We start from the raw sequence: 19491 nt of genomic DNA on the forward strand, positions 1-19491 counted from the left end.
TGGAAACAAGCCCTCGCCCAACTCGCCCTCGCTTACCCCGACCGCATCAACCCCCACCTATGAAAACCACCCAGAGGCACCCCGCTTACACAAACAACTTGACAGGCTCCATGGCGTACCTGACCGCGTTGTTGCCGGTGAAGAACGCCGTCGCGGCCTTCGCGGCGTTGACCCGGCACGCTGACACGGCCCGGGCGGGCGGGGACACCCGGTCTAGGGGTCAGCTGATGGCCGACACTCTGATCGAACGGATCACCGGGACCCCCGGTGGTGTGTCCCGGGTCGAACTGCAGGTCATCATCACCGACCGGGCCCTGCTCCAAGGCGACAGCGAACCCGCCAGGATCCCCGGCTACGGCATCGTCCCGTCCTCCTGGGCACGGGACCTCCTGAACCCCGAACCCACCCAGCCCACTGAACCTGCTGATCCCAGTGGCCACTCTGATTCCTCTGGCCGCTCGGAGTCCACCGGTGTTGGCCGCGAAGCCTTCGATGTGTGGGTGCGCCGCCTCTACACCGCGCCGGGCACTGGGGAGCTGGTGGGCATGGATTCGAAAGCCCGGCTTTTCACCCGGGCGCAACGCCGGTTCATCACCGTCCGGGACGATACCTGCCGCACCCCGTATTGTGATGCACCGATCCGCCACTACGACCACATCGTGCCCTGGCACCGCGGCGGACCCACCTCCATTCCGAATTCGGCGGGGCTCTGTGAGGCATGCAACCACACCAAAGAAAAACCCGGCTGGACAGCACAACCACGCCCCGGACCTGGATCAGGACCCGACTCAGGCACAGGCAGAGGTTCTCGGCACACCTTCCGTATCACCACCCCCACCGGCCACACCTACGACTCCACCGCACCACCCCTACCCGGAACTTGGCCCATACCCGGAACAGGACCCACGCAAAGGGCCGGGCCATTGAGGCAACGCCCCACGCCGCCGCGTCGTCGCAACCGCTACAGTGAAAGACGTTCCTCCGGCGCCTGACTCGTGGGGAACATCTTCCAGACGGGAGAGTGCACCTCCTGTGTTTGGGAAAGCCCGCCAGTCACCACAGGGATTAGCACCCAGGACCCGGGCGGTTTTGACCTAGGGAGCTATTTCGCGCTAATCTTGGTAGTCGTTGTGCGTATCCCACCTCGATACGTCCATGCCCGCGTGGCGACTCGGTTGCAGAGTCACCTGGCCCGCGGGAATGGCCGAGATAACCGGGATCACTGGCTTTCAGCCCTCACCTGAAGTTCCGGTAGCGCATGCATAAGCTGAGCCTTCGCGCGGGGATTATGTCCCGGTTGTGAAGGCGTCACCGAACAAGAAACGAAGGCAAAAACCGTGCGTACGTACACCCCGAAGCCAGGCGACATCAACCGCCAGTGGCACGTCATTGACGCCACCGACGTTGTCCTAGGCCGACTTGCCAGCCAGACCGCAACACTGCTGCGCGGAAAGCACAAGCCGACCTTTGCACCCCATATGGATATGGGCGATTTCGTCATCATCATCAACGCCGAGAAGGTTGCCCTCACCGGCGCCAAGCTCGAGCAGAAGCGTGCATACCGCCACTCCGGTTTCCCGGGTGGCCTCTCATCGGTCAACTACGCAGAGCTGCTGGAACAGAACCCAGTCCGCGCTGTGGAGAAAGCCATTCGAGGCATGCTTCCCAAGACTTCCCTGGCTGCCCAGCAGATCGGGAAACTGAAGGTTTACCGCGGTGCCGAGCACCCACACGCTGCACAGCAGCCGAAGACCTTCGAAATTACCCAGGTCGCCCAGTAGTCCTGGCCACCACACACTAAGAAATTAATTCAAGGAGAACCGTGGCTCAGAACACTGAAGAGCTGAATGAACCAACTGAGGAGCTTACGAGCTACACCTCAGAAACCGGCGAGACCACCGAGGCAGCTGCCAAGGAACGTCCCGCCCTGACTGTCGGCGGCGGAGCCGTTGGACGTCGCAAGGAAGCAGTTGCACGGGTCCGGCTCGTTCCGGGAACCGGCAAGTGGATTGTCAACGGCCGCGAACTGGCCGAGTACTTCCCCAACAAGCTGCACCAGCAGGAAGTCAACGATCCGTTCAAGATCCTCGATCTCCTCGGATCCTACGACGTCGTAGCCCGTATCCATGGTGGCGGCCCATCCGGCCAGGCCGGTGCGCTTCGCCTCGGCGTCGCTCGTACCCTGAACGAGATTGACCGCGAGAACAACCGCGCCATCCTCAAGAAGGCTGGCTTCCTGACCCGCGACGCACGAGTGATCGAGCGTAAGAAGGCTGGTCTGAAGAAGGCTCGCAAGGCACCTCAGTACTCCAAGCGCTAACCACGTGGACCGGCGCTTCCACTTCGGATGCCCGGCCTTCAGTGGTCCTAACGCCCGTCCGGTAACCGGACGGGCGTTAGGTGTTTAAGATCGGGATCGATCCTCTCTGAATTAGGATGTACATCGATGAGTAGATTATTTGGGACCGACGGGGTCCGCGGACTGGCCAATGAACTGATCACCCCTGAGCTGGCCATGCGGCTGGCACAGGCGGCTGCGGTGGTCTTGGGCCACAGCACCACCGACGGCAGGCGGCCGACTGCAGTGATCGCGCGGGACCCCCGCATCAGCGGTGACTTCATTGCGGCAGCCGTGGAAGCCGGCCTGGCCGGCGCGGGCGTTGACGTGTTCGACGCCGGAGTCCTCCCCACCCCAGCCGCAGCATTCCTGGTGGCGGACCTGGACGCCGATTTCGGCGTCATGATCTCCGCGTCCCACAACGCGGCGCCGGACAATGGCATCAAGTTCCTCGCGCGGGGCGGTAAGAAGCTCGATGACCGGATCGAAGACGCCATCGAGCTGGAACTCACCCGGCCCGCCCTCCGCCCGATCGGAGCCGATGTTGGCCGGATCAAGCGGTTCGCCGACGCCGAAGACCGCTACGTCGTGCACCTCCTGCAGACCCTCCCGAACCGTCTCGACGGCGTCAAAGTGGTGCTGGACTGCGCCCACGGTGCCGCCAGCGGCTGCTCGCCCCAGGTGTTCGCCGATGCCGGGGCGGAGATCGTGGTCATCGGCGCCGACCCCGACGGGATCAACATCAACGACGGCTGCGGATCCACCCACCTGGGTCCCCTTCAGACCGCGGTGCTGGAACATGGCGCCGATCTGGGCATCGCCCACGACGGCGACGCCGACCGGTGCCTCGCCGTCGACCACGAGGGGAACATCGTTGACGGCGACCAGATCATGGCGATCATGGCGGTCGCGATGAACGCTGCCGGCACCCTGAAGGACAGCACCCTCGTAGCAACAGTCATGAGTAACCTCGGCCTGAAACTTGCGCTGAGGGAGGCAGGGATCAGTCTCAGGGAGACCGGCGTCGGAGACCGGTACGTCCTCGAAGGGATGCGCGACGGCGGCTACAGCCTCGGCGGCGAGCAGTCCGGTCACGTCATCTTCGCCAAGTACGCCACCACCGGCGATGGCATCCTGACCGGCCTGCAGCTTGCAGCGCAGGTTGCCCGCACCGGGCGGTCGCTCAAAGAGCTGTCCCAGATCATGAACAAGCTCCCTCAGGTACTGATCAACGTCAAGGGCGTCGATAAGGGAGCTGTCACCACCAACGAGCACGTCCAGCAGGCAGTGCTCGAGGCTCAAGAGACATTGGGGGAGTCCGGCCGGGTGCTGCTGCGGCCGTCCGGCACCGAGCCGGTGGTGCGGGTGATGGTGGAGGCCGCCGACATGGAAACCGCTCAGCTCACCGCTGATCGGCTCGCCGAGACCGTCCAGCTCCGGTTGGCTCTCACCCCGGCCTAGGTGTATTCGCGCCCTGCCCGCCCCGCTTCGGTGCGGTCAGGGGCGGGTCGCGAGGCTGTCCCTGATTTCCGTCAGCAGTGCGATCTGCGGATCCACGACGGCTTCCTCCTCGACGATGCCGAGGCTTCGGTTGCGCCGTTCGATCATCTTGTTCAGTGGAAGCACGACGACGAAGTAGATCGCTGCCGCCACCAGAAGAAAGTTGGCGATAGCGGTCAGCAGCACCCCGAACAGAATGTCGTTCCCGTTGATGGTGACTTTCGCGAAGTCGTCGAAGTTCGGGGAACCGACCAGCGCCGAGATCAGCGGCATGAGCACCGAATCCACCAGCGCAGTGACAACGGCGCCGAACGCCGTGCCGAGAACCACTGCGACGGCAAGGTCAACGACGTTGCCTTTCATGATGAAGGTCTTAAATCCGTTAAGCATGCGCCAAGGATATCTGCCTAGCCGTAGTCCGGCGCACCGGGCAGCCCGGCGAACTCCTCAAGTGTCTCCACCTTTCCGTCCCGCATGGACGAGGCGGTCTCCGCCCCCACGAAGCGGTAGTGCCAGGACTCCTCAAGAAACCCTGTGGTTTCCTGGCGGCCCGCCGGATACCTGAGGATGAAACCGAACGCGGGGGCATTGGCAGCAGCCCAAATTCCGGCCGCCGTGTCGCCGAAGCATGACCTGAGGGTGCAGGCACCATCATCCTGGCCGATATCGAGGGCAAGCCCGGTCTGGTGCTCGGAAAAACCGGGACGTGCCGAATAGTTGTCGGCGTCCTCAGCACTGCCGTTGATGCTGACCCAATAGTCGTAGGTGTCAGCTTGGACGGCGTAGGAACGGTAGCCGCTGATCAAGGTAAGCCCGACGTCGTCGTCGGCCGCCGCAGCGAACATCCCCTCCAATGCCTCAGCCGCCTCGGGGCGCAGCATGGCGTTGGCGCTGTCTGTGGCGAGGGGAACCGCCGGGAGCACCAGCACCGGCGGCGCGTAGTCGATGGGGTTGAGGGGCCGGCGTTTGTTGACGACGACGTTCGTGGCCGTAGGATCCGCGTAGGCATCAGCCGCGACAGGACCCCCCGACGACGGCGACCGCTGGGCGGGCGCCGGCACTTTGCCGCTGCTGGGGGTCACGGCGCCCGGCGCGGACTCAACGGTCGGAGCGGGCCCAGCGTCCGGTCCGGCGCATCCGGAGAGCGCCGTACCGCCTGCGAGCACGACGGCGAAGACCGCCGACTTCACCAGCAGCGGGCGCGCAGACCGGCGACCGTAGCGTGTCATGTCTTGCGGAGCAGCATTCGCCGCACTGAATGATCGGCTTCCTTGGTCAGCACCAGCTGGGCCCGCCCTCGGGTGGGCAGCACGTTGGCCATCAGGTTGGGCTCGTTAATCCGCCGCCAGATGCCGAGGGCAGTCTCGCGTGCCTCGGCGTCGGTCAGCGACGCATACCGGTGGAAGTATGACTGCGGGTTGGCGAAGGCCCCGGTCCGCAGCGACTGGAACCGCTGGACGTACCACTGCTCGATGTGGGTCGTCTTGGCGTCCACATAGATGGAGAAGTCGAAGAAGTCGCTCAATGCAAGGCCGGACCGGCCGTCGGCGCGGGTCCGGGCAGGGGCCAGCACGTTCAGGCCCTCGACGATCAGAACGTCGGGGCGCCGCACCACCACCTCGCGGTCCGGCACAATGTTGTATGTCAGGTGCGAGTACCAGGGGGCACGCACCTCATCGGCGCCGCTCTTGACTTCGCTGACAAACCTCAGCAAGCGACGCCGGTCGTACGATTCGGGGAAACCTTTGCGCTGCATGAGTCCGCGCCGCTCCAGCTCATCATTTGGGTACAGGAAGCCGTCCGTCGTCACCAATTCCACGTTGGGGGTGTCCGGCCAGCGGCTCAGCAACTCACGAAGCACCCTGGCCGTGGTGGATTTGCCGACTGCCACCGAGCCGGCCACACCGATGACGAAGGGGGTGCGGGTGCGTTGCTCACCCAGGAAAGTGGTGGTGGCGGCATGAAGCTCACCAGCGGCCGCAACATAGAGGGACAGGAGTCGCGAGAGCGGAAGGTACACCTCGCGCACCTCGTCGAGGTTGAGCTCATCGCCCAACCCCCGCAACCGGAGGATGTCCTCCAGGTCCAAGGGGGAGGAGATCTCGTTGGACAGCCGTGCCCAGGTCTGGCGGTCCAGCTCGACGAAGGGTGTGAAGTTGCTCTCCGCACCATTGCCCGCGGTCACCCCGGGATTTGTTTCACTCACCGTCTGAATTGTGCCCGGTGGCGGCCGCAGATGCGAACCCTCGTCGGGTGCGGCGCCCGGATCTAGGGGTGCGCTGCACCCGATGAGCTGGGCTGACGGTAGTCTTAAGCCCATGTGTGGAATCGTAGGCTACGTAGGCCGAGCAACAGTGTCATCAGACCGAACAACAGCGACGCACGGCGCGCTGGACGTGGTCATGGAGGGGCTCCGGCGCCTCGAGTACCGCGGTTATGATTCCGCCGGGGTGGCCGTTCTGACCTCCAACGGTGTCGAGTCCCGGAAGAAGTCAGGCAAGCTCAGCAACCTGGTGGCCGAGCTCGAGGCCAGCCCGCTGCCCACGTCCATGACCGGGATCGGCCACACCCGTTGGGCCACCCACGGCGCACCCAACGACGTTAACGCCCACCCGCACCTCGCCGACAACGGGCGGCTGGCCGTCATCCACAATGGCATCATTGAGAACTTCGCCGAACTCAAGGCAACCCTGCTGGAGGAGGGCGAGACCTTCCTCTCCGAGACCGACACCGAAGTGGCAGCCGCACTGCTGGGCAGCATCTACCGTGAACTCTCCTCCGCAGGGGACCCGGACCCCCTCACCAACGCCATGCGCCAGGCCAGCCAACGGCTGGAGGGTGCTTTCACCCTCCTCGCCGTGCACCAGGACTCACCCGGAGTCGTCGTCGCCGCCCGCCGGAACTCGCCGCTCGTTGTGGGGCTTGGCGACGGCGAGAACTTCCTCGGCTCCGACGTCTCCGGCTTCATCGACTTCACCCGCCGCGCCGTCGAGCTGGGCCAGGACCAGGTGGTCACCATCACCCCCGACGAGGTCATCATCACCGACTTCTTCGGCGCCCCCGCCACCGGCAAGGAATTCCACGTCGACTGGGATGCAGCGGCAGCGGAAAAGGGCGGGTACCCGTCCTTTATGGAGAAGGAAATCAACGACCAGCCCGACGCCGTCGCGCAGACGCTGCTCGGGCGTTCCGACGCTGCCGGCAAGCTGATCCTCGACGAACTGCGCATCGATGAGACAATTTTGCGGTCGGTGGACAAGATTGTTGTCCTCGCCTGCGGTACCTCCGCCTACGCCGGTCAGGTGGCCAAATACGCCATCGAGCACTGGTGCCGCATCCCCACCGAGGTGGAGCTGTCCCACGAATTCCGCTACCGGGATCCCATCGTCAACGAAAAGACCCTGGTGGTGGCCATCTCCCAGTCCGGGGAAACAATGGACACCCTGATGGCCGTGCGGTACGCCCGTGAACAGGGCGCCAAGGTGGTGGCGATCTGTAACACCAACGGGTCAACCATTCCCCGCGAATCCGACGCGGTGCTCTACACCCACGCCGGCCCCGAGATCGCCGTCGCCTCCACGAAAGCCTTCCTGGCGCAGATCACCGCCGCCTACCTGCTGGGCCTGTACCTGGCCCAGTTGCGGGGTAACAAGTTCGGCGACGAGATTGCCGACGTCCTGGCTGACCTGGCGGAAATGCCTGCCAAGATCCAGAGCATCCTCGACAATGCCGACAAGGTCAAGAAGCTGGCCCGCGAGATGGCCGATGCCAAGTCGGTGCTCTTCCTGGGCCGCCACGTTGGATTCCCCGTGGCGATGGAGGGTGCCCTGAAGCTGAAGGAGCTTGCCTATATCCATGCCGAAGGCTTTGCTGCCGGCGAGCTCAAGCATGGTCCCATCGCGTTGATCGAGGACGGCCAGCCCGTCGTCGTCGTGGTGCCCTCACCGAACGGCAGGGACTCCCTGCACGCCAAGGTGGTCTCGAACATCCAGGAGATCCGCGCCCGCGGCGCCGTCACCATTGTGATTGCCGAGGAAGGCGATGCATCGGTCGAGGCCTACGCGGAGCACGTGTTCTACGTGCCGAAGACTCCTACCCTGCTGGCGCCGCTGTTGACCACCGTGCCGTTGCAGATCTTCGCCTGTGAACTCGCCTCAGCCAAGGGCTACGATGTTGACCAGCCCCGCAACCTGGCCAAGTCAGTCACGGTTGAGTAATTGCCGATGATCGTGGGCATCGGCGTTGACGTGGTGGACGTTGACCGGTTCGGCAGACAGTTGGAGCGGACGCCCGGTTTGCGTGAGCGGTTGTTCGTGCCGGCGGAGCGGGCGCTGAATCTACGCTCGCTCGCCGCACGGTTTGCCGCGAAGGAGGCGGTGGCCAAGGCGTTGGGCGCTCCGGCGGGTATGAACTGGCAGGACTGCTGGATCGGGCTCGACGCCGCCGGTAGCCCATCGGTCGAGGTTAAGGGGACCGTCGCGGCGGTGGCAACCCTTAAGGGGGTCCACCGTTGGCATTTGTCCCTCAGCCATGACGGAGGGGTCGCGACGGCGATGGTGGTCGCCGAAGCTGCGCCCGTGGCTCCCGCACCACCGTCCACCGGGTTAGACTCCTAAGTATGCTTATCGCCTATTCGGGCAGCGCGATCCGTTCGGCTGAAGCCCCCCTCCTCGCGGCCGGTCACGGCGACGCCCTGATGCAGCGTGCGGCCTACGGCCTCTCCGCCGCAGCTGCTGCGGAACTGATCACGAGCACCGGCGGCTGCTATGGCCGGTCGGCTGTCGTTCTTGCTGGCAGCGGAAACAACGCCGGGGATGCGCTCTTCGCGGCGGCCCGATTGGCACGCAGGGGTGTCCGTACCACAGCAGTCCTGACCTCGGTGTCCACCCACCTGCAGGCACTCGACGCATTCCACCGTGCTGGTGGGCGGAGTGAACGGCTTACCCCAGCATCCGCCGACCGCCTGGTGGCGTCTACAGCCGGCGCCGACCTGATCATCGACGGCATCCTGGGAATCGGCGGCACGGGAGCCCTGCGGGAACCCGTCGCCGCCTTCGTCCGCGACCTGGCAGCGGCCGCCACCGGCGTCGTCATCGCGTGCGACCTCCCCAGCGGTGTCGACGCCGACACGGGAGTCCTCAATGAACCGGTGCTCCACGCGGACCGGACCGTCACCTTCGGGGCGCTCAAGACCGGGTTACTCACGGGTCCCGGGGCGCAGGCCGCCGGGCAGGTCACCGTGGTCGACATTGGGCTGGACGCGACCCTGCCGGAACCGAACGTGTTCCGTCTGGAGCCCGCCGACGTCGCCGCACTGTACCGCCGTCCCCGTCCCGCCGACCACAAGTACACCCGCGGGGTGCTCGGCATCGCGGCCGGATCGGCCAAGTACCCTGGCGCGGCGGTGCTGGCCACCGGCGCCGCTTTGGCCACCGGGCTGGGCATGGTCAGGTATCTGGGCCCGCGGTCGGTCGCCGACCTGATCAACAGGACCCACCCGGAAGCCGTCTGCTCCCAGGATTCGGTCAAGGCTTCCCGGGTGCAGGCGTGGCTGGTTGGGCCGGGAGCGGAGGACGACCTGGACCAGCGGAAGCGTGCCCGTGACGCCATGGCTTCCGGCCTGCCGACTGTGGTCGACGCCGGTGCGCTGCCACTGTTGCCCCGCAGACTGGGACCCCAGGTGATCCTGACGCCTCACGCGGGTGAACTGCAGGCGGTGCTGGCCAGCCACCGGGTCAAGGTGACCCGGCATGACATTGAGGCCGCACCGGCCGCCTTTGCCCGCCAAGCGGCCGTACTTACCGGCGCCACAGTGCTGCTGAAAGGCGCCGTCACAGTGGTGGCCTCGCCGTCGGGCACGCTGTTCAGCCAGGCCGAAGCGACCCCTTGGCTCGCCACCGCAGGGTCAGGGGACACGCTCTCCGGCATTCTCGGAGCCCTCGTGGCAACACTTGCCGGCGATTCGGCCGACAACGGCGATTCGGCCGACAACGGCGGCCCCGGCAACAACGGCGCCTCGGCCATCGAGAGCATCAGCGTCCCGGTGCAGGACAAGTGGGCGGCCGTCGCCGCGGCCGCAGCGCTGCTGCACGGCCTGGCAGGTAGGCGGGCGGCCAGCTTCGGGCCCGTGGTGGTCTCGGGGTTGCCGGGCTACGTGGGTGCGGTCCTCGCGGACCTGCTCGGCAGCCCCCCGCCCAGGACATAATTCACCCAATAGTCATTCGGTTGCGCTATGAAGGTAACTGGACCGTTCACTTTCGACCTTACGAAATCCCCACATCAGGAGAACACATGGAACTTTGGCCCGGCGAAGCGTACCCCTTGGGCGCCACCTATGACGGCACCGGCACCAACTTTGCGTTGTACAGCGAGATCGCTGACAAGGTGGAGCTCTGCCTGCTCGACGATGATGGCGTCGAGGAACGCGTTGAACTGCACGAGGTGGACGGTTACGTGTGGCATGGGTACCTGCCTCACATTGTCCCCGGCCAGAAGTACGGCTACCGGGTCCACGGTCCCAATGCCCCCGAAGAGGGCCACCGCTGCAACCCGAACAAGCTGCTCCTGGACCCGTACGCCAAGGCCGTCCACGGTCAGATGGACTGGGATCCAGCGCTCTTCGGCTACAACTTCGGTGACGAGAACTCCATCAACAACGACGACTCGGCACCCCACATGATGCTCGGCGTCGTCGTCAACCCGTTCTTCGACTGGGACGGCGACCGGAAACCGCGCATTCCCTACCACCAGTCGGTCATCTACGAAGCCCACGTCAAGGGCCTCACCCAGCTGCACCCCGAGGTTCCCGAGGACCAGCGCGGCACCTACGCCGGTGTTGCGCATCCGGCCGTCATCTCCCACCTGCAGAAGCTGGGCATCACCGCCATCGAACTGATGCCGGTGCACCAGTTCGTCAACGACAGCACCTTGCAGGAAAAGGGACTCACCAACTACTGGGGCTACAACACGATCGGTTTCTTCGCGCCGCACAACACCTACGGATCCGCCGGTGACACCGGCGAACAGGTCCAGGAATTCAAGGCCATGGTGCGTGAACTTCACCTGGCGGGCATCGAAGTCATCCTCGACGTCGTCTACAACCACACCGCCGAGGGCAACCACATGGGCCCCACCCTGTCGATGCGCGGTATCGACAACTCTGCGTACTACCGGCTCGTCGAAGACGACAAGAAGTACTACATGGACTACACCGGCACCGGTAACTCCCTCAACGTGGGTAACCCCCACTCCCTTCAGCTGCTCATGGACTCGCTGCGCTACTGGGTCACCGAAATGCACGTCGACGGTTTCCGCTTCGACCTGGCGTCCACCCTGGCCCGCGAGTTCTACGACGTCGACCGCCTGTCAGCGTTCTTCGAACTGGTGCAGCAGGACCCAGTGGTCTCCCAGGTCAAGCTCATCGCCGAGCCGTGGGATGTTGGTCCTGGCGGCTACCAGGTGGGCAACTTCCCACCACAGTGGACCGAATGGAACGGCAAGTATCGCGACACGGTGCGCGACTTCTGGCGCGGGGAACCATCGACCCTGGGCGAGTTCGCCTCACGGCTGACCGGGTCAGCAGACCTCTACGAGCAGTCGGCACGCCGCCCGGTCGCGTCGATCAACTTCGTCACAGCCCACGACGGTTTCACCATCCGCGACCTCGTGTCCTACAACGAGAAGCACAACGACGCCAACGGTGAAGACAACAACGACGGCGAAACCCACAACCGGTCCTGGAACTGCGGCGAGGAAGGCCCCACCGAGGATCCCGAGGTCAACACGCTCAGGGTCCGTCAGCAGCGGAACTTCATCGCAACCCTCCTGCTGTCACAGGGCGTCCCGATGCTCTTGCATGGTGACGAGGTGGGACGCACCCAGCAGGGCAACAACAACACGTACGCCCAGGACTCTGAACTGAGCTGGATTCACTGGGACCAGGTGGACCAGCCCTTGCTCGAATTCACTGCCGCAGTGAACCGGCTGCGGTCGGAGCACCCAACCTTCCGTCGTCGCCGCTTCTTTGACGGACGACCGGTCCGACGCGGGGAGGGCGAGGCGCTGCCGGACATCGTCTGGCTGGGCACTGACGGCACCGTGATGGCGCCCGAGGACTGGGACACCGGGTTCGGCCGTTCCATTGGCGTGTTCCTGAATGGGCAGGGCATCTCAGGCCGTGACGCCCGCGGACAGCGCATCACCGACCAGAACTTCCTGCTGCTCTTCAACGCCAGCGACGAGCCAGTCGACTTCACCCTTCCGCAGCAGGAGTACGCTCCGGCCTGGGACGAGGTCATTGATACTGCCGGTAAGTTCGCCGATTCGGACGCCATTCCGGCTGAAGCCGCCATCACGCTGGAAGCCAAGTCGATGGTGGTGTTGCGAGCTCACGCCGAAACCGAGGATCTTGATCACTCGGTGGCTGCGTCACTGGCCGCACTGGCCAACTCGCACCAGCCCGGTAACGCCTAACCCCCACCGGCACCGCAGTTGTAGGAACGACCCACCAGCACCAGTTCAGGAGTACATGCATGAGGACCCCGAAGTCGACCTACCGGTTGCAGATTCGATCCGAGTTTGACCTCAGGGCTGCCGCGGCGGTGGTTCCCTATTTGCGGGACCTCGGCGTGGACTGGGTGTATCTGTCGCCGGTGCTGACTGCAGAACAGGGGTCGGGTCACGGGTACGACGTCACCGATCCCACGGCCGTTGACCCCGAGCGCGGCGGACGGGACGCCTTTGTGGCGCTCTCGGACGCCGCGCACGCGGCGGGGCTAGGGGTGCTGGTGGATATTGTGCCGAACCACCTGGGGGTGCAGACCCCCGCGCAGAACCCCTGGTGGTCCACGCTGCTCAAGGGCGGGCAGGATTCGCCCTATGCCGAGGCGTTCGACGTCGACTGGGACGCGGCAGACGGGAAGATCCGCCTCCCGGTCCTGGGCGACGGCGATGACGAACTGGCTGCCCTGGAGCTCGACGGCGGTGAGCTGCGGTATTACGACCACCGCTTCCCGATCGCCGACGGCAGCTACGAAACCGGCGATACAGCCCAGGCCGTGCACGCCCGCCAGCACTATGAACTGGTGAACTGGCGTCGCGCGGACAACGAACTGAACTACCGGCGCTTCTTCGGCGTGAATACCCTGGCGGGCCTGCGTGTCGAGGTGCCCCGGGTGTTTGATGAGTCCCACAGCGAGATTCGCAGCTGGTTTGAGGAGTCTCTGGTGGACGGGCTCCGGATCGATCATCCGGACGGACTCGCCGACCCTGCCGGGTACCTTGACCGGCTGCGTGAACTCACCGGCGGGGCGTACGTCCTGGTGGAAAAGATCCTCGAGCCCGGGGAGACCCTACCCGCCGACTGGGCCACCGAGGGCACCACCGGGTATGACGCGCTCGCCGATATTGACCGCTTGTTTGTTGACCCGGCCGGGCAGGCCACGCTCGAACGAATCGCTCCGGCCGGGGATTTCCATTCGATGATCCACGGCACCAAGCGGGGGATCGCCGACGGGATCCTCCGGTCCGAGGTGCTGCGGCTGACCCGCCTGGTTCCAGCCGATGCTGGCCTCGATCCCGAGAAGGCCGCCGACGCGATCGCCGAACTACTGGCGTGTTTCCCCGTCTACCGGAGCTACCTTCCCGGTGGGGCCGAGTACCTCGACGACGCCGTCGTCGCGGCCCAGGTGCACCGCCCCGACCTGGCCGCCACGCTGACCACCCTGCAGGGGCTCCTGAACCCGTACCTGGCTGATCCTGAGGCGACGCTCACCGAGCTCGCCACGCGGTTCCAGCAGACCTCGGGCATGGTGATGGCCAAGGGTGTCGAGGACACCGCGTTTTACCGGTACAACCGGCTGACCTCCCTCAACGAGGTGGGCGCCGACCCGTCGATCTTCTCGATCGGCCGGGTGGAGATGCACAACCGGCTGCTGCGGCGCCAGCGGGACAACCCGCTGTCCATGACGGCGCTCAGTACCCACGACACCAAACGCAGCGAAGATACCCGCGCCCGGATCAGCGTGCTCTCCGAGATGGCCGATGACTGGGCCACAGTGCTCGGCCAGCTCGACGACGCCGCACCGCTGGGCGACCCGGCGTTCTCCTCGCTGCTCTGGCAGGCGATGATCGGCGCCTGGCCGCTGAGCCGCGACCGGGCCCACGCCTACGTGGAAAAGGCCTCCCGCGAAGCCGACTCCAGCACCCACTGGACCGCGCCCAACGAAGCCTTCGAGGACCGGATGCACGCCGCGGTCGACGCCGCCTTCGACACCCCGGCGGTCACCACGCTGGTCACCACCCTGGTGGAAAAAATCAAAGGCTACGGCTGGTCCAACTCGCTGAGCGCCAAACTGCTGCAGCTGACCATGCCGGGCGTGCCCGACGTGTATCAGGGCTCGGAATTCTGGGAAGACTCACTGGTGGACCCGGACAACCGCCGGCCGGTGGACTTTGAGGAACGGAAGCAGGCGCTGGTCAACCTGGCCTTCGGCGCCCTCCCCGCCATTGATGAGTCAGCGGTGGCGAAGCTCCTGGTCGTGTCGCGGGCGCTAAAGCTGCGCCGCGACCGTCCCGAATTGTTCGCCGGGTACACCGCCGTCGCCACCACCGGTGAGGCAGCGGAGCACATCTTTGCCTTCGACCGCGGCGGGGCGCTTACCCTTCTGACCCGGCTGCCGCTGGGCCTGGAACGCCGAGGCGGCTGGCAGGACACCGCCGTCGTCCTGCCGGAGGGCAAGTACAGCTGCGCCATCACCGGGGCATCATTCTCCGGCGGCCCCGTCCCGGCCGGAACCATCTTCGAGACCTACCCAGTGGCATTGCTGGTCAGGGAGGACGCATCATGAGGAACCAGTTCGACGTCTGGGCACCCAAAGCCACCAGCCTCTCGTTGACCGCGGGCGGGACCACCACACCCATGAGCCGGGGCGATGGTGGCTGGTGGACAGCGGGCGCGGCCCCCCTGTCAGCGGGCACCGATTACGGCTACCTGGTGGACGGCGCCACCACGCCGATCCCCGATCCGCGATCCCGCCGCCAGCCCGACGGCGTGCACGGGCTCTCCCAGACCTTCGACCCAGCCGCCCACGCGTGGCAGGACGGCTCCTGGGTCTCGCCCGGGCTCAACGGGGGAGTGATCTACGAACTGCACATCGGGACGTTCACCCCCGAGGGGACCTTCGACGCGGCGATTGGGAAGCTTGACTACCTCGTGGACCTCGGCGTGCAGCATGTGGAGCTCCTCCCGGTCAACGCCTTCAACGGCACCCACAACTGGGGCTACGACGGCGTCCTCTGGTTCGCCGTGCAGGAAACCTATGGCGGACCCGCCGGCTACCAGCGGTTCGTTGATGCTGCGCACCAGCGGGGCCTCGGAGTGATCCAGGACGTGGTGCACAACCACCTCGGTCCGAGCGGCAACTACCTCGGTCAGTTCGCCCCGTACCTCACGGAAGGTCAAGCCAACACGTGGGGGGACTCACTGAACCTTGATGGGCCCCTGTCCGATGAGGTCCGGCGCTACCTGCTGGACAACATCCTCATGTGGTTCCGCGACTACCACGTGGACGGTCTGCGTCTGGATGCGGTGCATGCCCTGCACGACGAGCGGGCCACTCACATTCTCGAAGAATTCGCCCAGGAAACCGACGGGTGTGCGAAGGAACTGGGTAAACCACTGTTCCTGATTGCCGAATCCGATCTGAACAATCCGCGGCTCATCACGGCGCGGACCGCCGGAGGCTACGGTCTCGCCGGGCAGTGGAGCGACGACTTCCACCACGCCGTGCACGTCAACGTGACCGGGGAAACCACCGGATACTACGAGGACTTCGACTCCGTGGCAGCCTTGGCCAAGGTGATGGAACACGGGTTCTTCCACAACGGAACCTACTCGTCCTTCAGGGAACGCAGCCACGGGCGACCTATTGATCCGACCCTGGTTTCCGCCCACCAACTGGTGGTCTGCACCCAGAACCACGACCAGATCGGCAACCGGGCAGCCGGCGACCGGATGGGCGCAACGGTGAGCTACGCGCACCTTGCCCAGTCCGCGGTGCTGAACCTCGCCGGGCCCTTCACCCCGATGCTGTTCATGGGGGAAGAATACGGTGCCTCCACGCCGTGGCCGTTCTTCACTTCCCACCCCGAACCGGAATTGGGCAAGGCAACCGCCGAAGGGCGCCTCCGGGAGTTCGAGCGGATGGGATGGGACGCGGACACGGTGCCCAACCCGCAGGACCCGGCAACGTTCGCGTCGGCGAAACTGGACTGGGCCGAGGCCGAAACGGGCGACCACGCCCGTCTCCTCGACCTGTACCGACACCTGATCCGGCTCCGCCGCGAGATTCCCGACCTGTCGAATCCCGACTTCACCGCCGTGTCGGTGGAATTCAGTGAGCCCGGGAAGTGGTTGGCCATCCGGCGTGGGGGGACCGTCGTCGTCGTCAACCTGGCCGACGAGGAGCGCACCATCGACGTTCACGCGGCGCGCGTCCTGCTGTCGAGCGTTCGGGGCGAGGTCCTCGAAGCGGGACGCCTGACCCTACCGCCCCGCGGGTCGGCCATCCTCAGCTGAGCCCGCCGCACCCTGACGCCACATAATGTTGCCCGAGACCTAGGAGAGACCATGACCTACCACCCAGCAGATGACCGTTACGACTCGATGCCCTACCGCAGGGTGGGCCGCAGCGGCCTGCAGTTGCCGGCGGTGTCGCTTGGCCTGTGGCACAACTTTGGGGATGACAAGCCGTTCGCAACGCAACGAGCCATCCTGCGCCGTGCGTTCGATCTGGGCGTGACCCACTTCGATCTGGCGAACAACTATGGGCCGGCGGCCGGGAGCGCCGAAACCAACTTCGGGCGCCACCTGAAGGATGATTTCGCGCCGTTCCGTGACGAACTGGTCATCTCCAGCAAGGCCGGGTACGACATGTGGCCCGGTCCGTACGGTGAATGGGGATCCCGCAAGTACCTGCTGGCGAGCCTCGACCAGTCGTTGAACCGGATGGGCCTGGACTACGTGGACATCTTCTACAGCCACCGGCCGGACCCCAACACCCCGCTGGAAGAGACGATGGGTGCCCTGGACACCGCTGTGCGCTCGGGTCGGGCCCTCTACGCGGGCATCTCGTCCTACTCGCCGGAGAAGACTGTTGAAGCGGCTGCGATCCTGCGCGACCTCGGTACGCCGCTGCTGATCCACCAGCCCTCCTACTCGATGCTCAACCGCTGGGTGGAGAACGGGACCCCCAACCTTCCTGAGGTGTTGGAGCAGGAGGGCGTCGGATCGATTGCGTTCTCGCCCCTGGCCCAGGGGCTGCTGACCGACCGTTACCTCGACGGTATCCCGGAGGGGTCCCGGGCGGCGTCCGATAAGTCGCTTTCCGAGGCGCACCTGTCGGAGGACAACCTCCGCCGGGTGCGCGGGCTCAACACCATTGCGCAGGGTCGTGGGCAGTCGTTGGCGCAGCTGGCGATCGCCTGGATCCTCAGGGAGCAGTCCAAAGGCAGTGCCATCACCTCGGCGTTGATCGGCGCGTCGAGCGTTTCGCAGCTGGAGAACAGCCTGGCCGCAGTGAAGAATCTTGACTTCAGTCAGGCTGAGCTGACGGCGATCGATGAGTTCGCCGTCGAATCGGACATCAACCTGTGGGCCAAGGCGCTCGACGCCTAACCCGATGTCCGACGCCGCCGGGCTGGGGGTGCGGCCGGCCGCCGACGCCGACTGGCCCGCCCTTTGGGCCATCATGGAGCCGGTGCTGCGTGCCGGTGAGACGTACTGCTGGGATGCCGGCATGGCCGAGGCGCAGGCCCGGGACGAATGGCTGGCGCCCGCCGACCCGACGATGCGCGTGTACGTTGCCGTCGCGACTGGTCCTGGGGTCGCAGGGGGTGACGCCGTCGTTGGGACGGCTCAGCTGCACGCGAACCGTGCCGGCGGTGGATCTCACGTGGCCAACGCGAGTTTTATGGTGGCAGGGGAGGCCGGCGGCCGGGGCGTTGGTCGTCTGCTGGCCCGGCACGTCCTGGCGGAGGCCGGGGAGCAGGGCTACCGCGCAATGCAGTTCAACGCGGTGGTGGAAACGAACATCCGGGCGGTCCGACTCTGGGCGTCGTTGGGCTTCCGCATTCTCACCACCATTCCCGGCGCGTTCAGGCACCCGCAGGAGGGCTTTGTGGGCCTACACGTCATGTTCCGGGAGCTCTAGTACGGAGCTTCCGCAACTCCGACGCTCCCGGACGGCTGTTTCCAGGAGGCGGCCAGGTCGGGGAACGCCCGCTCGTACCCTGTGAGCAGTCGCGAGGCGGCATGGGCGGAGTCGATCAGCGGATGCAGCAGGAACGCCCGTAACGCCGAGTCGCGGTCGGCGTGGACCGCGGCGTGCACCACGGCTTCCTCCACGGCGATCACCTGTGCCATCAAGCCCAGCTGGTGCGGGGTCAGAGCGCCGGTGGGCAGCGGTGTCGCCCCGGTCCGGTCCAGACGGGAGGGAAGTTCGACGACGGCGTCCGCCGGCAACGCGGGCAGCACAGCCCCGTTGCGCACGTTGACGATTAACTCGGTGGCCTCACCCGTGAGGAGAGCTCGCATCGCCGCAAGGGCGATCCGTTCGTACCCGCCACCGGCCAGGTCGGACTCGTCGCGCTCCTCCGCCTCAGGACGGGCCTCCGCGAGGTAGCCCTCCTCCCGGGCCAACCGCGCCCCTTCCCAGACAGCGAACGGCTCAGGGGTCGTCAACAGCTCGGCGTACAATTCTTCCTGCTGGCGGTGCAGAAACACGCCGCGGGTTTCGGTGGCGCCGGCAAGAGCCAGCACCGCCTCACGATGGTAGTAGTAGTAGAACAGGTACTCGTTGGGCACTGACCGCAGTAGCCTCGGCAGCTCAGGCCCGAACACTCTGCCCTCCTCGAAGGAGGCGAGGCGCTGCGGGTCGGCCAGCAGCGCGGGGAGCCGGTTGACGCCGTCGTGCGTCAGACCACGCAACCAACCCAGGTGATTCAGTCCCACATAGTCGACGCCGCTGAGCGAACCCTCTGCCAGGGGAACACCCGCTGCAGCGGCGGACCGTGACACGAGCCCCGACGCCGAGTCGCAGATCCCGATCGCCCGGTCGCCGAGGACCGTCTGGACGGCCCTGGTCACCATGCCCGCCGGGTTAGTAAAGTTGATCAGCCAGGCGTCGGGGCAGACACGCTGCATGGATGTGGCGACCGCCAGCATCTGCGGTACGGACCGCAGGGCGTAGGAAATTCCGCCGGCACCCACCGTCTCCTGACCCAGCAGGCCCTCATCCAGCGCGACGCGCTCGTCGAGCACCCGTCCCGCGGCGCCCCCGCTGCGGATGGCCGCGAAGACGACGTCGGCTCCGACCAGGGCCGCGTCGAGATCGGCTGCGGATGCGAGGTGGGGGCGGTCTGAGCCGGCGGGTAGCGGCATGGTCTGCAACACCCGGGAGACAGCCCTCAGCCGGGCGGGGTCCGAATCGTGCAGCACCACCTGATCGATCACCCCGGCGAATTCCCCCGCTGACAGGGCCCGGTACACCAGCGGCACCCGGAAGCCCCCGCCACCCACTATGACCAGTTTCACGAACCCTCCACGGTGTCGGTGTGTCCGGTGCCGGCGCTCAGCGCCCACCACGGCGACCCCG

General features: G+C 65.9%; 15 protein-coding genes and 1 pseudogene. 12 read left to right on the forward strand and 4 right to left on the reverse strand.

What is annotated here, in order from left to right; translation table 11 throughout:
• Positions 1 to 107 precede the first annotated feature (107 nt).
• The 4 genes and pseudogenes from ACX80G_RS02220 to glmM form a co-directional block, all read left to right on the forward strand.
• Positions 108 to 992, forward strand: a pseudogene (locus ACX80G_RS02220) (HNH endonuclease signature motif containing protein); the annotation flags it as partial.
• A 345-nt stretch (positions 993 to 1337) separates the two neighbouring features.
• Positions 1338 to 1781 carry a 50S ribosomal protein L13 gene (gene rplM / locus ACX80G_RS02225; RefSeq protein WP_019481538.1) on the forward strand — a complete coding sequence of 148 codons (444 nt, stop codon included), beginning with the start codon at positions 1338 to 1340 and terminating at the stop codon, positions 1779 to 1781.
• Positions 1782 to 1822: 41 nt separating this feature from the next.
• Entirely contained in the window at positions 1823 to 2320 is a 498-nt protein-coding gene (rpsI, locus tag ACX80G_RS02230) for a 30S ribosomal protein S9 (RefSeq protein ID WP_459305359.1), read from the forward strand.
• Between the two features lie 126 nt (positions 2321 to 2446).
• Positions 2447 to 3799, forward strand: a complete 1353-nt coding sequence (gene glmM, locus ACX80G_RS02235; protein WP_459305360.1) for a phosphoglucosamine mutase — start codon at positions 2447 to 2449, stop codon at positions 3797 to 3799.
• Positions 3800 to 3835: 36 nt separating this feature from the next.
• On the opposite strand, the gene mscL is transcribed toward glmM, so the two are convergent.
• Genes mscL through coaA form a run of 3 tightly spaced genes read right to left on the reverse strand, consistent with a single transcriptional unit; the run spans position 3836 to position 6044 of the window.
• Positions 3836 to 4228, reverse strand: coding sequence for a large conductance mechanosensitive channel protein MscL (mscL, locus tag ACX80G_RS02240; RefSeq protein WP_459305361.1), 393 nt, complete (start codon positions 4226 to 4228; stop codon positions 3836 to 3838).
• 17 nt (positions 4229 to 4245) lie between these two features.
• The gene (locus ACX80G_RS02245; protein ID WP_459305362.1) at positions 4246 to 5067 is read right to left on the reverse strand and encodes a M15 family metallopeptidase; all 822 of its coding nucleotides are present in this window, start codon (positions 5065 to 5067) and stop codon (positions 4246 to 4248) included.
• The gene (gene coaA / locus ACX80G_RS02250; protein WP_459305363.1) at positions 5064 to 6044 is read right to left on the reverse strand and encodes a type I pantothenate kinase; all 981 of its coding nucleotides are present in this window, start codon (positions 6042 to 6044) and stop codon (positions 5064 to 5066) included. Before coaA ends, ACX80G_RS02245 begins: the two co-directional genes overlap by 4 nt.
• A gap of 112 nt (positions 6045 to 6156) precedes the next feature.
• Here coaA and glmS point away from each other — a divergent pair, with 112 nt between their 5' ends.
• The 8 genes from glmS to ACX80G_RS02290 all read left to right on the forward strand — a co-directional run bounded on the left by glmS (position 6157) and on the right by ACX80G_RS02290 (position 18048).
• Positions 6157 to 8055, forward strand: coding sequence for a glutamine--fructose-6-phosphate transaminase (isomerizing) (gene glmS, locus ACX80G_RS02255; RefSeq protein WP_459305364.1), 1899 nt, complete (start codon positions 6157 to 6159; stop codon positions 8053 to 8055).
• 6 nt (positions 8056 to 8061) lie between these two features.
• Positions 8062 to 8454: a holo-ACP synthase gene (locus ACX80G_RS02260; protein ID WP_459305365.1), complete on the forward strand. Its 393-nt coding sequence runs from the start codon at positions 8062 to 8064 to the stop codon at positions 8452 to 8454.
• 2 nt (positions 8455 to 8456) lie between these two features.
• Positions 8457 to 10043, forward strand: a complete 1587-nt coding sequence (locus tag ACX80G_RS02265) for an NAD(P)H-hydrate epimerase (protein WP_459305366.1) — start codon at positions 8457 to 8459, stop codon at positions 10041 to 10043.
• Between the two features lie 86 nt (positions 10044 to 10129).
• Complete coding sequence (glgX, locus tag ACX80G_RS02270; RefSeq protein WP_459305367.1) at positions 10130 to 12310, forward strand: glycogen debranching protein GlgX; 2181 nt, start codon at positions 10130 to 10132, stop codon at positions 12308 to 12310.
• Between the two features lie 59 nt (positions 12311 to 12369).
• The gene (gene treY, locus ACX80G_RS02275) at positions 12370 to 14685 is read left to right on the forward strand and encodes a malto-oligosyltrehalose synthase (protein ID WP_459305368.1); all 2316 of its coding nucleotides are present in this window, start codon (positions 12370 to 12372) and stop codon (positions 14683 to 14685) included.
• On the forward strand, positions 14682 to 16415 hold the full coding sequence (treZ, locus tag ACX80G_RS02280; RefSeq protein WP_459305369.1) for a malto-oligosyltrehalose trehalohydrolase: 1734 nt from the start codon (positions 14682 to 14684) through the stop codon (positions 16413 to 16415). Before treY ends, treZ begins: the two co-directional genes overlap by 4 nt.
• Before the next feature lie 51 nt (positions 16416 to 16466).
• Positions 16467 to 17513, forward strand: a complete 1047-nt coding sequence (gene mgrA / locus ACX80G_RS02285; protein ID WP_459305370.1) for an L-glyceraldehyde 3-phosphate reductase — start codon at positions 16467 to 16469, stop codon at positions 17511 to 17513.
• 4 nt (positions 17514 to 17517) lie between these two features.
• Complete coding sequence (locus tag ACX80G_RS02290) at positions 17518 to 18048, forward strand: GNAT family N-acetyltransferase (protein WP_459305371.1); 531 nt, start codon at positions 17518 to 17520, stop codon at positions 18046 to 18048.
• Here ACX80G_RS02290 and ACX80G_RS02295 read toward each other — a convergent pair.
• Positions 18045 to 19430 (reverse strand): family 4 glycosyl hydrolase, encoded by a 1386-nt coding sequence (locus tag ACX80G_RS02295; RefSeq protein WP_459305372.1) that lies wholly within the window; start codon positions 19428 to 19430, stop codon positions 18045 to 18047. The genes ACX80G_RS02290 and ACX80G_RS02295 overlap by 4 nt on opposite strands.
• Positions 19431 to 19491: the final 61 nt, after the last annotated feature.

It is taken from the genome of Arthrobacter glycogeni (assembly GCF_054510815.1).